This window comes from Streptococcus sp. 517s, assembly GCF_054445985.1.
On the sequence record NZ_CM136847.1, the window covers coordinates 787730 to 801668 of the forward strand.

The 13939-nt window shown below is 37.3% G+C and carries 12 protein-coding genes; all 12 read left to right on the plus strand.

What is annotated here, in order from left to right; all coding sequences use genetic code 11:
• Positions 1 to 57 precede the first annotated feature (57 nt).
• The 12 genes from gyrA (at position 58) to ACVX3R_RS04130 (ending at position 13771) form a co-directional block, all read left to right on the plus strand.
• Positions 58 to 2526, plus strand: a complete 2469-nt coding sequence (gyrA, locus tag ACVX3R_RS04075) for a DNA gyrase subunit A (RefSeq protein WP_458795554.1) — start codon at positions 58 to 60, stop codon at positions 2524 to 2526.
• The gene (locus ACVX3R_RS04080) at positions 2526 to 3272 is read left to right on the plus strand and encodes a class A sortase (RefSeq protein ID WP_458795555.1); all 747 of its coding nucleotides are present in this window, start codon (positions 2526 to 2528) and stop codon (positions 3270 to 3272) included. Before gyrA ends, ACVX3R_RS04080 begins: the two co-directional genes overlap by 1 nt.
• A gap of 73 nt (positions 3273 to 3345) precedes the next feature.
• Positions 3346 to 3762 carry a hypothetical protein gene (locus ACVX3R_RS04085; RefSeq protein WP_458795556.1) on the plus strand — a complete coding sequence of 139 codons (417 nt, stop codon included), beginning with the start codon at positions 3346 to 3348 and terminating at the stop codon, positions 3760 to 3762.
• A 26-nt stretch (positions 3763 to 3788) separates the two neighbouring features.
• Positions 3789 to 4418 (plus strand): hypothetical protein, encoded by a 630-nt coding sequence (locus ACVX3R_RS04090; RefSeq protein WP_458795557.1) that lies wholly within the window; start codon positions 3789 to 3791, stop codon positions 4416 to 4418.
• Positions 4419 to 4791: 373 nt separating this feature from the next.
• Positions 4792 to 5133, plus strand: coding sequence for a hypothetical protein (locus ACVX3R_RS04095; RefSeq protein WP_458795558.1), 342 nt, complete (start codon positions 4792 to 4794; stop codon positions 5131 to 5133).
• Between the two features lie 122 nt (positions 5134 to 5255).
• Complete coding sequence (locus ACVX3R_RS04100) at positions 5256 to 5603, plus strand: hypothetical protein (RefSeq protein ID WP_458795559.1); 348 nt, start codon at positions 5256 to 5258, stop codon at positions 5601 to 5603.
• Positions 5604 to 5727: 124 nt separating this feature from the next.
• The gene (locus ACVX3R_RS04105) at positions 5728 to 6525 is read left to right on the plus strand and encodes a formate/nitrite transporter family protein (protein WP_458795560.1); all 798 of its coding nucleotides are present in this window, start codon (positions 5728 to 5730) and stop codon (positions 6523 to 6525) included.
• Positions 6526 to 6674: 149 nt separating this feature from the next.
• Entirely contained in the window at positions 6675 to 7955 is a 1281-nt protein-coding gene (locus ACVX3R_RS04110; protein ID WP_458795674.1) for an O-acetylhomoserine aminocarboxypropyltransferase/cysteine synthase family protein, read from the plus strand.
• 93 nt (positions 7956 to 8048) lie between these two features.
• Positions 8049 to 9323 (plus strand): DUF2130 domain-containing protein, encoded by a 1275-nt coding sequence (locus tag ACVX3R_RS04115; protein WP_458795561.1) that lies wholly within the window; start codon positions 8049 to 8051, stop codon positions 9321 to 9323.
• Between the two features lie 9 nt (positions 9324 to 9332).
• A complete protein-coding gene (gene truB, locus ACVX3R_RS04120; RefSeq protein ID WP_458795562.1) occupies positions 9333 to 10211 on the plus strand; it encodes a tRNA pseudouridine(55) synthase TruB in 879 nt (292 codons plus the stop codon).
• Positions 10212 to 10607: 396 nt separating this feature from the next.
• Complete coding sequence (locus ACVX3R_RS04125) at positions 10608 to 12563, plus strand: AAA family ATPase (protein ID WP_458795563.1); 1956 nt, start codon at positions 10608 to 10610, stop codon at positions 12561 to 12563.
• 125 nt (positions 12564 to 12688) lie between these two features.
• On the plus strand, positions 12689 to 13771 hold the full coding sequence (locus tag ACVX3R_RS04130) for an HNH endonuclease signature motif containing protein (protein WP_458795564.1): 1083 nt from the start codon (positions 12689 to 12691) through the stop codon (positions 13769 to 13771).
• The last annotated feature ends 168 nt before the right edge of the window (positions 13772 to 13939 follow it).

The following is a 13939-nucleotide window of genomic DNA, read 5'->3' on the forward strand; positions in this document are numbered from 1 at the left end:
AGGACAAATTATGGTATAATATATCTAATTACTAATAGTGAAATGAGGCATTTATTAATGCAGGATAGAAATTTAGTGAATGTCAATCTGACAAAGGAGATGAAGACCAGCTTTATCGATTACGCTATGAGTGTTATCGTTGCGCGGGCTCTTCCTGATGTTCGAGATGGTTTAAAACCTGTTCACCGCCGTATTCTTTACGGAATGAATGAACTAGGTGTTACACCAGACAAACCTCATAAAAAATCAGCCCGTATTACAGGGGATGTTATGGGTAAATACCACCCACACGGGGATTCATCTATTTATGAAGCCATGGTTCGTATGGCTCAGTGGTGGAGCTACCGTTACATGCTTGTAGATGGACATGGAAACTTTGGTTCCATGGACGGGGATGGTGCCGCCGCACAGCGTTACACTGAGGCTCGTATGAGCAAGATTGCTCTTGAAATGCTTCGTGACATCAATAAAAACACAGTTGATTTCGTAGACAACTACGATGCTAACGAACGTGAACCCTTGGTTTTGCCAGCTCGTTTTCCAAACCTTTTGGTCAATGGGGCAACGGGTATCGCTGTTGGGATGGCAACTAATATCCCACCCCACAACCTAGGTGAAACCATTGATGCGGTGAAGTTGGTTATGGACAATCCTGAAGTGACGACTAGGGACTTGATGGAAGTCTTGCCTGGTCCAGATTTTCCAACTGGTGCTCTTGTCATGGGAAAATCAGGTATTCATAAGGCCTACGAGACTGGTAAAGGTTCAATCGTTCTTCGTTCTCGTACAGAGATTGAAACTACTAAGACGGGTCGTGAGCGCATCGTGGTAACAGAATTTCCTTATATGGTCAATAAAACCAAGGTACATGAGCATATTGTTCGCTTGGTTCAGGAAAAACGAATTGAGGGCATTACAGCTGTACGTGATGAGTCCAACCGTGAAGGGGTTCGCTTCATTATCGAAGTGAAGCGTGATGCTTCTGCAAATGTCATCCTCAATAACCTCTTCAAGATGACCCAGTTGCAAACCAACTTTGGTTTCAATATGCTTGCTATTCAAAATGGCGTACCAAAAATCTTATCTCTTCGCCAAATTTTGGATGCTTATATTGAACACCAAAAAGAAGTGGTTGTTCGTCGTACTCGTTTTGACAAGGAAAAGGCAGAAGCGCGTGCGCACATCTTAGAAGGCCTTTTAATCGCGCTAGACCATATCGACGAAGTGATCCGTATCATCCGTGCTAGTGAAACGGATGCGGAAGCACAAGCTGAGTTGATGAGCAAGTTTAAGCTTTCTGAACGTCAAAGTCAGGCTATCCTTGATATGCGTCTTCGCCGCTTGACAGGATTGGAACGCGATAAGATTCAGTCTGAATATGATGAATTGATTGCCTTGATTGCAGATTTGACCGATATTCTTGCTAAACCAGAACGCGTGGCGCAAATCATAAAAGATGAATTGGATGAAGTAAAACGTAAATTTGGTGACAAACGTCGTACCGAGTTAATGGTTGGAGAAGTCTTGACACTTGAAGACGAAGATTTGATTGAGGAGTCGGATGTCTTAATCACTCTTTCTAACAAGGGCTATATCAAACGTTTGGACCAAGGTGAATTCACTGCTCAAAAACGTGGTGGTCGTGGAGTCCAAGGTACAGGAGTTAAGGATGATGACTTTGTGCGTGAGTTGGTTTCAACTAGCACCCATGATCATTTGCTCTTCTTTACCAATAAGGGCCGTGTATACCGACTAAAAGGTTATGAAATTCCTGAATACGGTCGCACAGCCAAGGGATTGCCGGTTGTCAATCTTTTGAAGCTGGATGAAGGGGAGAGTATACAAACCATCATTAATGTTAAATCTGAACGTAGTGATGACGCCTATCTCTTCTTCACAACACGTCACGGTATCGTGAAGCGAACCAGTGTTAAAGAATTTGCTAATATCCGTCAAAATGGACTTAAGGCTTTGAATCTAAAGGATGAGGATGAACTGATTAACGTCTTGCTGACAGAAGAAGACACAGATATCATCATTGGTACCAAATTTGGTTATGCCGTTCGCTTTAATCAATCAGCCGTTCGTGGCATGAGCCGTATCGCGACAGGGGTTCGAGGAGTTAACCTTCGTGAAGGAGATACTGTAGTTGGTGCTAGTGTTATCACTGATCAGGACGAGGTTCTTATCATCACTGAAAAAGGTTATGGTAAACGTACTCTTGCAACTGAATATCCAACAAAAGGTCGTGGTGGTAAAGGGATGAAGACAGCCAATGTTGTTGAGAAAAATGGCCCTCTTGCAGGTCTCCTCACTGTTAAAGGAAATGAAGACCTGATGATTATCACGGATACAGGTGTTATGATCCGTACAAATGTTGCCAATATTTCACAAACAGGGCGCTCAACTATGGGAGTTAAGGTGATGCGTCTAGACCAGGATGCCAAGATTGTGACCTTTACAACGGTTGATGCGGTAGAAAAAGAAGAAGTTGGGACTGAAAACGAAACAGAAGGTAAAGCATAATGTCTCATAAAAAAACGAAAAGTAAGAAGAATAAGCGTAGGAATCTATTTCTCAATATTTTAGCCGGTTTCTTGATTCTTCTTTCCCTAGCCTTAATTTTTAATTCTAAGATTCGGGATCTCTTTATGGTGTGGAACACCAATAAATACCAAGTCAATCAGGTTACTAAAGAAAATATAGATGAAAATCTCAAAACAGAAGGAAATTTTGATTTTGATTCGGTTAAATCTATCTCATCTGAAGCAGTTCTAGCCGCTCAGTGGGACGCTCAGAAGCTTCCTGTTATTGGAGGAATTGCTATTCCCGAAGTGGAGATTAACTTGCCGATTTTCAAAGGGTTGGATAATGTAAACTTGTTCTATGGAGCAGGAACCATGAAACCAGACCAAAAAATGGGAGAGGGCAACTATTCTCTAGCGAGTCACCATATCTTTACTGCTGAAAATGCCAGTCAAATGCTCTTCTCACCTTTAGTTAACGCTAAAGCGGGTATGAAAATTTACCTGACCGATAAGGATAAGGTTTATACTTATGAGATTACGGAAGTTAAACACGTTACTCCGGATCGAGTAGATGAAATCGAAGATCATGATGGCGTAAAGGAGATTACTTTGGTTACCTGTGTTGATTATAATGCGACTGAGCGTATAATTGTTAAGGGGATTTTTAAAGAATCAAAAGCTTATTCAGAGACTTCTGAGGATATTTTGAAGGCCTTTAATCAACCGTATAAACAACGTTATTAACCTCAAAAACCAGTGAATTGTATTTTTCACTGGTTTTTGTCAAATAGAACCGTCGGTCAAAGGAGAATGATGCATGTTCGAATATTTTTTGTTTGGAATGAAAATGATGTGGGAAAGTCCTGTCTTTAGTTTTGCCTTTTACTTATTAACCTCTATTCTTTTACTAATCTTTTGGCGACGTTTTATAATTGTCCGTCGTAGTGGTGGTAATTTTTTTGCCCCATTTCACATTGCCAATGGGAGACTTTATATTCACAATGCTTTCGTATTTGTGAAGCGAATCATTCCGCTGAATAACATCAAAAGGATTGAAGTCAAATATATTCGAAGTGTCAAATTGAATGGGGCAAGGTATCATGTGTTTATTGAACAGAAAAACAGAAAGACTCTATCATTTTTCTGTGGCAAATCAAAACAGAATGATCTCCTTGTGAAGAATCTAAAGAATGAAACTAAAAACTACCATATTAGAATTGTAATAGATGGATAAGTGTTTAGTTTAAGAAAGGAATGATCATGGATAAGCTACAAGAAGTCAGAGAAAATGAACAGTTAAGGACCTTACTGATGACTGAATGTGATATTTATTTTTATGACAAGATAAGTGAAGTCCAGTTTTCAGGGAACAATGAGGAGTACTCTCTTGCCTGTAAGGCTTTTGCTCAAGACGGTAGTGGGGGAGAATATGTTTTTCTCGAAGATAACAGCATAGGCTTTATCGGAAGTGAGGGCCAAGTTGGGAGAGTAGCAGAAAGTCTGGATGACTTACTGACATTCTTACTTCACGCAGGTCGTATTTCGGATTTTAGCTGTCGGTATCTTTATCAGAACACAGACTTATTGAAAGCATTTTGTAGGGGCTATGTGTCTAAAATACGAGAAAGTTATCAGGCTAAGCAGGAGAATTGGGATCTGGTACGAGGAAATATGGCGCAAAAACTATCACTTGATTTCAAACCTGAAAAACTAGAAGAAGTAGCTGTGACATTTTACCGAGCAGCGACAAGGAAGCCTGTCTTTTCCTGTAAGTATATAGACGGTGAAGAAGAATATACCTGTAATTCAGTTTTGTCGGACATTGTGGGCTTGTGGACGACAGAACTTGTAGGAATGAGTAGAGAAGAAATCGAAAGCTATAAAACTTGATAATGTATGATGCTTGTAAGATGATCATTCAACTTTAATGGTATCTTTTCAATGTGAAAGGAAATTGGTCAGTAGGTTGAAAGATTTATCGTAAGAAACCGAAGAATGCTTGACATAAGAGAGGATAGATAATGAGTCAGTTAAGAGAAAAGCCTTTAGTTAGGCTCAAAGAAGACATAACAAGTAGTTTTCCATTTGACAAGGATCTTCCTATGATATTCTTGGGAGGAATTGCCAATATGGCTGGACACTGAATCTTCATAGGAAAATCGGGGGAAGTGTTATTTTGGATATCATATTTCACATTTTAGAGAACTAAGTGAAGATGAGATATAGGACTTTCGCAGTAGGAAAAATAGATGAGGAGTTGAGAATGAATAATCAGATTGACTTGGCACTTCCGAACCTATACGCAGAATTCTTGAGTAAAATCGACAAGGCAGGAGAGTTTGTAATAGAGAATACAGGTATCACCTTATATTCGAGGTTAGATTTGCTAGAAAGAAACTCCACCTACCAAATAGAAGAGTGGGAACCTGATTTTTTCCTGATTGGGCAAGATGGGGATGTTGCTTTTTTTATAAAGAAAGATTCTGACGACACTATTTATATGAATGATTTGGGGGCATTAGGTTCACTGGAAATGAAACCCATATCTTTGAATATTTTCGAGTTTGTGAAACAAGCGAGTGAACATTATGATGATATCTTCTAATCATTGCAAGTGTTGTTATTTTATCGTACGCGTGTGTGGAAGACATTTTTATGAAATCATTTGAACATTTTGATTAATGTTAATAAATTTTTAGTAAATGATAATGATTTGGAGAGTGAACAATGAATTTTGATGAGAGTTTACAGCAATACACTTATGAGCATGAGGGAGTGACCTTTGTTTGTGACGAAGAGCCTGATTGTGACTTTATAGATAAAGTTGAACTGTTATCAAAAAATTATCAGGAAAATCTCAATAGAATTATCAACTTCATGCTAGCTGATCTTAAGGAAATGTATGGAGAAGTCAGCGAGGAAGATGTGAAGAACAAGCTGGGGAAACCTATCATTGACTACAATCAAGGAACAGTTAGTTATTGTGAGCAAACCTTCGATGACTGGCACCTATTTGAGTTTGAATTTTTGGATGATCAATTTGAAACATTGGGATGTTTTTCTGTTAATGGGTAAAGGAGAGATTTATGGAATTCCCCAATGCATTGATTTTCTTTGTAGAAAACGTATACAAGAAAGGCTTTTCAAAATGCGTGCTTTATGTTATAATATTCACAAATAAAAGTTTTAGGAGTTTTTTATGGTCTCTTCAGAATTTATTTCAAAGATTGAATTTGCTTGTAAGAAGAAAGAAAGTCTTTATAGCCAAAGCAAGTTTAAGTATGCGATTCGTTCCATGTTTGCAGGTGTTTTTCTAACATTTAGTACGGCTGCGGGCGCAGTTGGTGCTGACTTGATTAATAAGATCGCACCAGGCAGTGGTCGCTTCCTCTTCCCATTTGTTTTTGCTTGGGGATTGGCCTACATTGTTTTCTTGAATGCTGAGCTGGTAACTTCAAATATGATGTTTTTGACAGCTGGTAGTTTCTTGAAAAAAATCTCATGGAGAAAAACAGCTGAGATTTTACTATACTGTACCTTGTTCAACCTCATCGGAGCTTTGATAGCAGGTTGGGGCTTTGCCCACTCAGTAGCCTATGCAAATCTAACACATGATAGCTTCATTTCAGGGGTTGTAGAGATGAAGTTAGGTCGTTCCAATGAGTTAGTCCTACTTGAAGGTATTTTGGCCAATATCTTTGTAAACATTGCCATTCTTTCATTCGTTTTGGTGAAAGACGGTGGCGCCAAACTTTGGCTTGTCTTATCAGCGATTTACATGTTTGTATTCTTAACAAACGAACACATTGCTGCGAACTTTGCTTCTTTTGCGATTGTTAAGTTCAGTGTTGCAGCAGATTCTATTGCTAACTTTGACATACCTAATATTCTTCGTCACTGGGGTGTAACCTTTGTCGGGAACTTTATCGGAGGAGGTCTCTTGATGGGCTTACCATACGCTTTCCTCAATAAAAACGAAGATACTTATGTAGATTAAAAAAACAGGCACGAGTTAATCGTGCTTTTTGTTTGAGATGTAAGACTAGTCATAGTTGTTCCTTATATCAAAATATAGAAAAACTGTATTGGAAAAGACTTGTACAAGATGATACAATATCCCTAATGAAGCTATTTGGAGGTCGTCTTATGACTCGTGATTTTAAATTTGAAACCCTACAATTACATGCTGGGCAAGTCGTTGATCCAGCGACCAAGTCTCGTGCAGTACCGATTTATCAAACAACATCCTTCGTTTTTGATGACACGCAGGAAGGTGCAGATCTGTTTGCATTGAGAAAACCAGGGAATATTTATACTCGTATTACCAACCCTACAACAGCGGCATTTGAAGAAAGAATAGCTGCTCTTGAAGGTGGTGTTGGAGCACTAGCGACAGCATCAGGTATGGCTGCTGTAACCTACACTATTTTGGCGCTCGCTCACGCAGGTGACCATGTGGTGGCCGCGTCAACTATTTACGGTGGGACCTTCAACCTCTTGAAAGAAACCCTTCCTCGTTATGGGATCACAACAACCTTTGTGGATGTGGATAATTTGGAAGAAGTGGAAGCAGCTATCAGTGACAATACCAAACTTGTCTTGATTGAAACCTTGGGGAATCCCTTGATTAATATTCCTGACTTGGGAAAATTGGCTGAGATTGCGCATAAACACAAGATTCCTCTCGTTTCAGACAACACTTTTGCCACACCATATTTGATTAACGTTTTCTCTCACGGTGTAGATATTGCCATTCATTCAGCAACTAAGTTTATCGGTGGACATGGTACGACTATTGGCGGTGTCATCGTGGATAGTGGTCGTTTTGATTGGGAAGCATCAGGGAAATTCCCTCAATTTGTTGAGGAAGATCCAAGTTACCACAATTTGAGCTATACTCGGGATGTTGGTGCAGCAGCCTTTATTATCGCTGTTCGTGTTCAATTGCTTCGTGATACAGGTGCTGCCTTGTCGCCATTTAATGCCTTTCTATTGCTCCAAGGACTTGAAACTCTTTCTCTTCGTGTTGAACGCCATGTGCAAAACGCAGAGAAAATTGTTGATTTCCTTGTCAACCATCCTAAGGTAGAGAAGGTAAATTATCCAAAACTTGCTGACAGTCCTTACCATGCCTTGGCTGAGAAATATTTGCCAAAAGGTGTTGGTTCAATCTTTACCTTCCATGTTAAAGGTGGAGAGGCAGAAGCCCGCAAGGTCATTGATAATTTGGAAATCTTCTCTGACCTTGCAAACGTAGCAGATGCCAAATCGCTTGTTGTCCATCCAGCGACAACCACTCACGGTCAGTTGTCAGAAAAAGATCTAGAAGCGGCAGGTATCACACCAAACCAAATCCGCTTGTCTATCGGTCTTGAAAATGTAGAGGATTTGATTGAAGATTTGCGCTTGGCCTTGGAAAAAATTTAAAGTAAAAGATATAAACAGTGGGTTTCGACTCACTGTTTTTGATTTTCCTTTAAGCATGATATAATGGTTACAGAAGTCTAGAAAGAGGAATATATGAATGAAATCAAATGTCCCAACTGTGGGGAAGTCTTTACAGTAAATGAAAGTCAGTATGCCGAACTTTTATCCCAAGTGAGAACGGCTGAGTTTGATAAGGAACTACATGATCGGATGAAGCAGGAACTGGCCTTGGCTGAGCAAAAGGCCATGAATGAGCAACAGACTAAACTGGCTCAAAAGGATCAAGAAATTGCGCAATTGCAGAGTCAAATCCAAAACTTTGATACAGAGAAAGAGTTAGCTAAGAAAGAAGTTGAACAGACAAGTCATGAGGCCTTATTAGAAAAGGACAAGGAAGTGCAGGCCTTGGAAAACCAACTGGCTACCTTGCGTTTGGAGCATGAAAATCAACTGCAAAAGACCCTTTCTGACCTAGAAAAAGAACGGGATCAGGTCAAAAATCAGCTCCTCTTGCAAGAAAAAGAAAATGAGTTGTCTTTGGCTTCTGTTAAGCAGAATTACGAAGCCCAGCTCAAGGCTGCTAGTGAACAAGTAGAATTTTACAAGAATTTCAAAGCCCAACAATCCACAAAAGCTATCGGGGAAAGTTTGGAACAGTATGCAGAGAGTGAGTTTAACAAGGTTCGTAGTTTTGCCTTTCCAAATGCTTACTTTGAGAAGGATAACAAGGTTTCTGCGCGTGGGTCTAAAGGCGACTTTATCTTCCGTGACTTTGATGAAAATGGGCTAGAATTTATTTCCATCATGTTTGAGATGAAAAATGAAGCGGACGGAACAGAGAAGAAGCATAAGAATGCAGATTTTTACAAGGAGTTGGACAAGGACCGCCGGGAGAAAAACTGTGAATATGCCGTTTTGGTGACCATGCTTGAGGCCGATAATGACTACTTTAACACTGGGATTGTTGACGTCAGCCACGAGTATGAAAAGATGTATGTGGTTCGTCCCCAGTTCTTTATCCAGTTAATTGGTCTCTTACGAAATGCTGCGCTTAATTCTCTAAAATACAAGCAGGAGTTAGCACTTGTTCGTGAGCAGAATATCGATATTACCCATTTTGAGGAAGACTTGGATGCTTTTAAGCAGGCCTTTGCCAAGAACTACAACTCAGCTTCGAATAATTTTGGTAAGGCTATCGATGAAATTGATAAAGCCATTAAACGGATGGAAGAGGTCAAGAAGTTCCTAACCACATCCGAAAATCAACTCCGCCTCGCTAACAACAAGCTTGAAGAAGTGTCAGTTAAAAAATTGACTCGTAAGAACCCAACCATGAAAGCAAAGTTTGAAGCGCTGAAGGGGGAATAGAAAGCAAAAATGAACGGTATTATCAACTTAAGGAAAGAAGCGGGGATGACCTCGCATGATGCGGTTTTTAAACTGCGTAAGATTTTGGGAACTAAGAAGATTGGTCATGGTGGGACCTTGGATCCGGATGTGGTGGGTGTTTTGCCTATTGCGGTTGGTAAGGCGACACGCATGGTCGAGTTTATGCAGGATGAGGGCAAGGTCTATGAGGGGGAAATCACTCTCGGCTATTCCACGACGACCGAAGATGCTAGTGGGGAAGTTGTTGCAGAGACGCCTGTCTTAGCTCCTCTAGATGAAAAGCTTGTTGATGAAGCGATTGCTAGCCTGACTGGGCCTATTACTCAGATTCCGCCTATGTATTCGGCTGTCAAGGTCAATGGTCGCAAGCTTTATGAGTATGCGCGAGCTGGTCAGGAAGTGGAACGTCCAGAACGTCAGGTAACCATTTATCAATTTGAACGGACAAGTCCGATTTCTTATAATGGGCATCTTGCACTCTTTACTTTTCGTGTAAAATGCAGTAAAGGAACCTATATCCGTACCTTATCGGTTGACTTGGGAGAGAAGCTGGGTTATGCGGCTCATATGTCCCATTTGACACGGACTAGTGCAGCGGGTTTACAGTTAGAAGATGCCTTGACCTTCGAAGAAATTGCTGAAAGAGTAGAGTCTGGCCAATTGGACTTTCTCCATCCTCTAGAGATTGGAACAGGGGACCTTATCAAAGTTTTCCTAACTCCAGAACAGGCTACAGAAGTCCGCTTTGGTCGTTTTATTGAACTAGAGCAGTCTGAAAGTCAACTTGCAGGATTTGAAGGAGGAAAACTTTTAGCTATTTTAGAAAAAAGAGATAATCTCTACAAGCCAAGGAAGGTTTTTGGCTAGTCATTGCTGTCTTTTTAGTTTATTATTAATAGATTTGGGGAAGTTATTACTAAGTGTTAATATGTATATCGAAGGGGGAAGTAATTGAAAGCGACTACATAAAAAATTAGGATATTGTATTTTTATCTTGATATAATGATAACAGAATGAAAGGAATTTCTTGAAAATGAGTGTAAGCGAAATTATTGAAAGAATTAGAAGTGAGTATTCGGAGATTGACTGGTTAAAAAGCAGAAGCAACTTTTATAAAATTCCTGATCAAGGAATATTTGTTCAGTATAATCTTAAAGATTTAGAAAAAAATATGAAAGTAGTAAATTTTTAATTATTAATAAATTTGCGAAATCAGCAATCGATTGGAATTATGATTTAGGCAATTATTTTGTTATTACAGAATTGACCGACTCTCCTAAAACAGGGAATATTGAGTTTACAAAAAATAATAAGGCAAGAGAATTTGAAAACTGTATAGGACAAAGTTACTTTACTATTGAACAAGACTTTTTTACATGTCATTTTATAAGAGTTGAAAAGGATGGTGAGGAATACTTAGAGATATTACATGAAATTATTTCCTTAAGTTTTGATGATTTTGTGAAGCAGATGCGCTTAGAACATAATAAGTGGGACGATTATGGATATCAGTTGGTATTTAATCTTAAGATATGGGAACAAACTTTTGAACTACGAGTTAACCCGAATAAGAGTGTTACCTTGGATTATTTAAAAAATGGCGGAGGAGAATATCCTGATGAGGATTTTTGTTCCTTAGGTGAAGTGGCGTACTATGAATTTTTAAAAAAATATCTTTCTTATAAAGATCGTCAAAAATGGTTTACTCGATCTAGAGACCTTGCTTATAACACAAGTGTATTGGAAAAATTTGCAATAAAGTATTCAAAAAAATCGGATTCACATGGACAAACTTTAGATTTCACTCCACCAAATAGTGAATACCATAGTTTTTTATATAATTCATTTCTAAGAACAACTACCTTAAAAGAAATCAAGGAAGTACTTCACCCACTAACCGTTTTTGGCTATATTGACTCTAGGGAATGTTATTCAGAGGACGAAACATTATCTTCCTCAAGTAAAAATATAAAAGAGGCAGTTGATGATAAGGTAGAATCTATAAACTATAGTTTTAAAGAAGATGGTATAGATAAAGGGAAACTACATTTCATAAAAAATAGAATGTCAGAATTACCAATGAATGTTTTTGCAGTGGTTGGTGGAAATGGTAGTGGAAAATCCTATAAAATCAATCAGATAATAAAGGAACATTTAGAAGGAGACAATAAGTTCTCACAGATACTTCATTTTTCATTAAGCCCATTTGACAATATTATTCATTTTAATAGAGATAGCACAAGTATAGAGGTTGCTGATAAAGAAAAAGATTCCGATGGTGAAATTATCTATGAGAAAGTAGGATTTGTTTCTGTAAAACATCCTCCTATTCCAGAAGTAGTCAAAAAAGCAGAAGCGACAACATTGACTGATGTTAAGGAGTATCTACATGAGAAATCTAGAAAGTATCTTGATTCTGATAATACACTAAAACAAGGATTTGAAGCTGAAATAAGTATTAAAGAAAGTTTTTCCTACTATATACAGAATCTATTATTTGACTTGATTGCTTCTAATAAGAAATTAGCTCAGTGGGAGTCAGCTATAGAGTTCTTTGAATTTGAAACTTGGGTAGAAGATATCAAGGTTGCTTTTTTAGATAGAGATATAATAAAAAAAGATCTAGAAAAAATAGACAAGCTAAGTTCAGGACAAGCAACTATTCTTTTATACATAACGAAGCTTGTTTCAAGTATTAATCAAGGAAGTTTAGTAATTTTTGATGAACCAGAAACATTCATGCATCCACCTATGGTTAAAGCATTCATTAGAGCTGTTTCAGAGATAGTGAACAATAATAAAGCTTTCTGTTTGATTGCTACGCATTCTCCAGTAATCATTCAAGAAATTCCTCATTGTAATGTCTTTAGATTAGATTCTAATCACGGATTAAAAAATACTAATTACAAAACCTATGGTCAGAACTTAGATACTCTATACAAAAATATATATGGGGTTGAATTGCAACAAACAGGATATAATAGTTTCTTTAATAAAAAAAGAGACAATATTATTAAGATAACTAGAAAAGAAGAGCAAGAAATTGGTGAAAGCATAGATTCATTATCACACAGAGATGAGAATGAAATAATTAAGAAACAGATTGAGCTATTAGCTTATGAAGATGATAAAAGATATCTAGGTGATGAAGCTTTTCTGAAGTATCTTGAAGTGAAAGAGGAGTTAGAGAAAGCGGGTGATGTCTTATCAAAAGAGTAGCTAAAGAATATCCATCTATAGAAGACGTTATAGTTGTATTACCAGATACTGTCGATAAAGATGGGCTTCGTAGTTTTTTAACAGAATTAGATAGAGAATATGAAAGTAAAGCTAGTATAGGTTCATTGTATGAATTAGACGTTGATCTAATTCAGTCACAGTGTGAGATTGATTCAAAATGGTATGGTACGTATGTTCGACCATCCTCAAAAGGCCTATTTCAAAAATTCGCAGTTGTAAAAAATACCTATAATCAAGCAATTTGTCCTATTTGTGAAGGTGTGTTTTCAACTAAAGTAACACTCGAACATATTATGCCTAAGAGTGAAAAAGAGAATGATGATCGAAAACTTGGTGAACCTAGGCTTGCAATTTTACCAATTAATCTAGTCAAATGTTGTGGGGAGTGCAATACCTCTAAACATAGTAAAAGGTCTTTCACAAAGGAAGAAAGTGAAATTAACCCTTACTTTGAAGAGTTTGATATTGAGGATTATATTGAGGTAAACTTTAATGATACAGATGAGACTTTTCAACCAAATATTAAATTTCACTATCAAGACAATCCTATGGATAAACGTATTCAAAATTTCATTAATAACTATAATATTGAAAAAACATATAATCATAGAATAAGGTTAGAGTTTCAAAAGATTTTGACTATATTAGCAAATAATCCAATAACTTTAACAAAGTCTATTTTAAAGTCATACATAGAATATCTATTTGATACATATAGCAAAAGTAGTGAATTTGAAAAGATTGAATCTAAGTATTGGTTTGATCAAAATTATTTTGGATTTAAAATATGTAAGTATTTAACAGAAATAATAGATAATGATATTTCTGTTATTTATAAATTAAATGAGGAGATAAACAAACGTCGTCAGCCTTCTCAATATATTGCTTTTTCAAATCAAGAATTTCAGAATGAAATGAGCGAAGTAAAAACAATGACGGATTTAGAAATGTTTTTTAAAAATAACAAAGAAGACCTCATTGTCTATTACCAACAGATTAAAAAACAAGGGCTTCCTATTGAATTTCCTAAATTATTTCATGAAGATGAAGATAAGTTAAGTAAAAAATGCTTAGAAGATAGGTTAAGAAAAAAACGCTTAATCGAAGAAATCGTAAAATACTATTTAGAAAGTGGAAAAAGTTTTGATCATTTCAGGGAAGATTGTGCTTCTATAATTGTTATTTAAGGTGAAACTCAAAATAGTAGAAGAAAACGAAGTTTAGAATAATAAAAAATTAGAAGAGATGAATCAAAAATAAGTGAAGGAAATAGTAAAGCGTGCCTCGGCAATTTAATAAGAAGTAAGAGATATTCTTAGAAAAAATGCATATATGGATTATACAAAATTGGTTAT

Coding starts and splice junctions, on each gene's coding strand:
- gyrA (WP_458795554.1), top strand. CDS start 58: ATGCAGGATAGAAATTTAGTGAATGTCAATCTGACAAAGGAGATGAAG.
- ACVX3R_RS04110 (WP_458795674.1), top strand. CDS start 6,675: ATGACTCGTGATTTTAAATTTGAAACCCTACAATTACATGCTGGGCAA.
- ACVX3R_RS04100 (WP_458795559.1), top strand. CDS start 5,256: ATGAATTTTGATGAGAGTTTACAGCAATACACTTATGAGCATGAGGGA.
- ACVX3R_RS04105 (WP_458795560.1), top strand. CDS start 5,728: ATGGTCTCTTCAGAATTTATTTCAAAGATTGAATTTGCTTGTAAGAAG.
- ACVX3R_RS04080 (WP_458795555.1), top strand. CDS start 2,526: ATGTCTCATAAAAAAACGAAAAGTAAGAAGAATAAGCGTAGGAATCTA.
- ACVX3R_RS04095 (WP_458795558.1), top strand. CDS start 4,792: ATGAATAATCAGATTGACTTGGCACTTCCGAACCTATACGCAGAATTC.
- ACVX3R_RS04090 (WP_458795557.1), top strand. CDS start 3,789: ATGGATAAGCTACAAGAAGTCAGAGAAAATGAACAGTTAAGGACCTTA.
- truB (WP_458795562.1), top strand. CDS start 9,333: ATGAACGGTATTATCAACTTAAGGAAAGAAGCGGGGATGACCTCGCAT.
- ACVX3R_RS04115 (WP_458795561.1), top strand. CDS start 8,049: ATGAATGAAATCAAATGTCCCAACTGTGGGGAAGTCTTTACAGTAAAT.
- ACVX3R_RS04085 (WP_458795556.1), top strand. CDS start 3,346: ATGTTCGAATATTTTTTGTTTGGAATGAAAATGATGTGGGAAAGTCCT.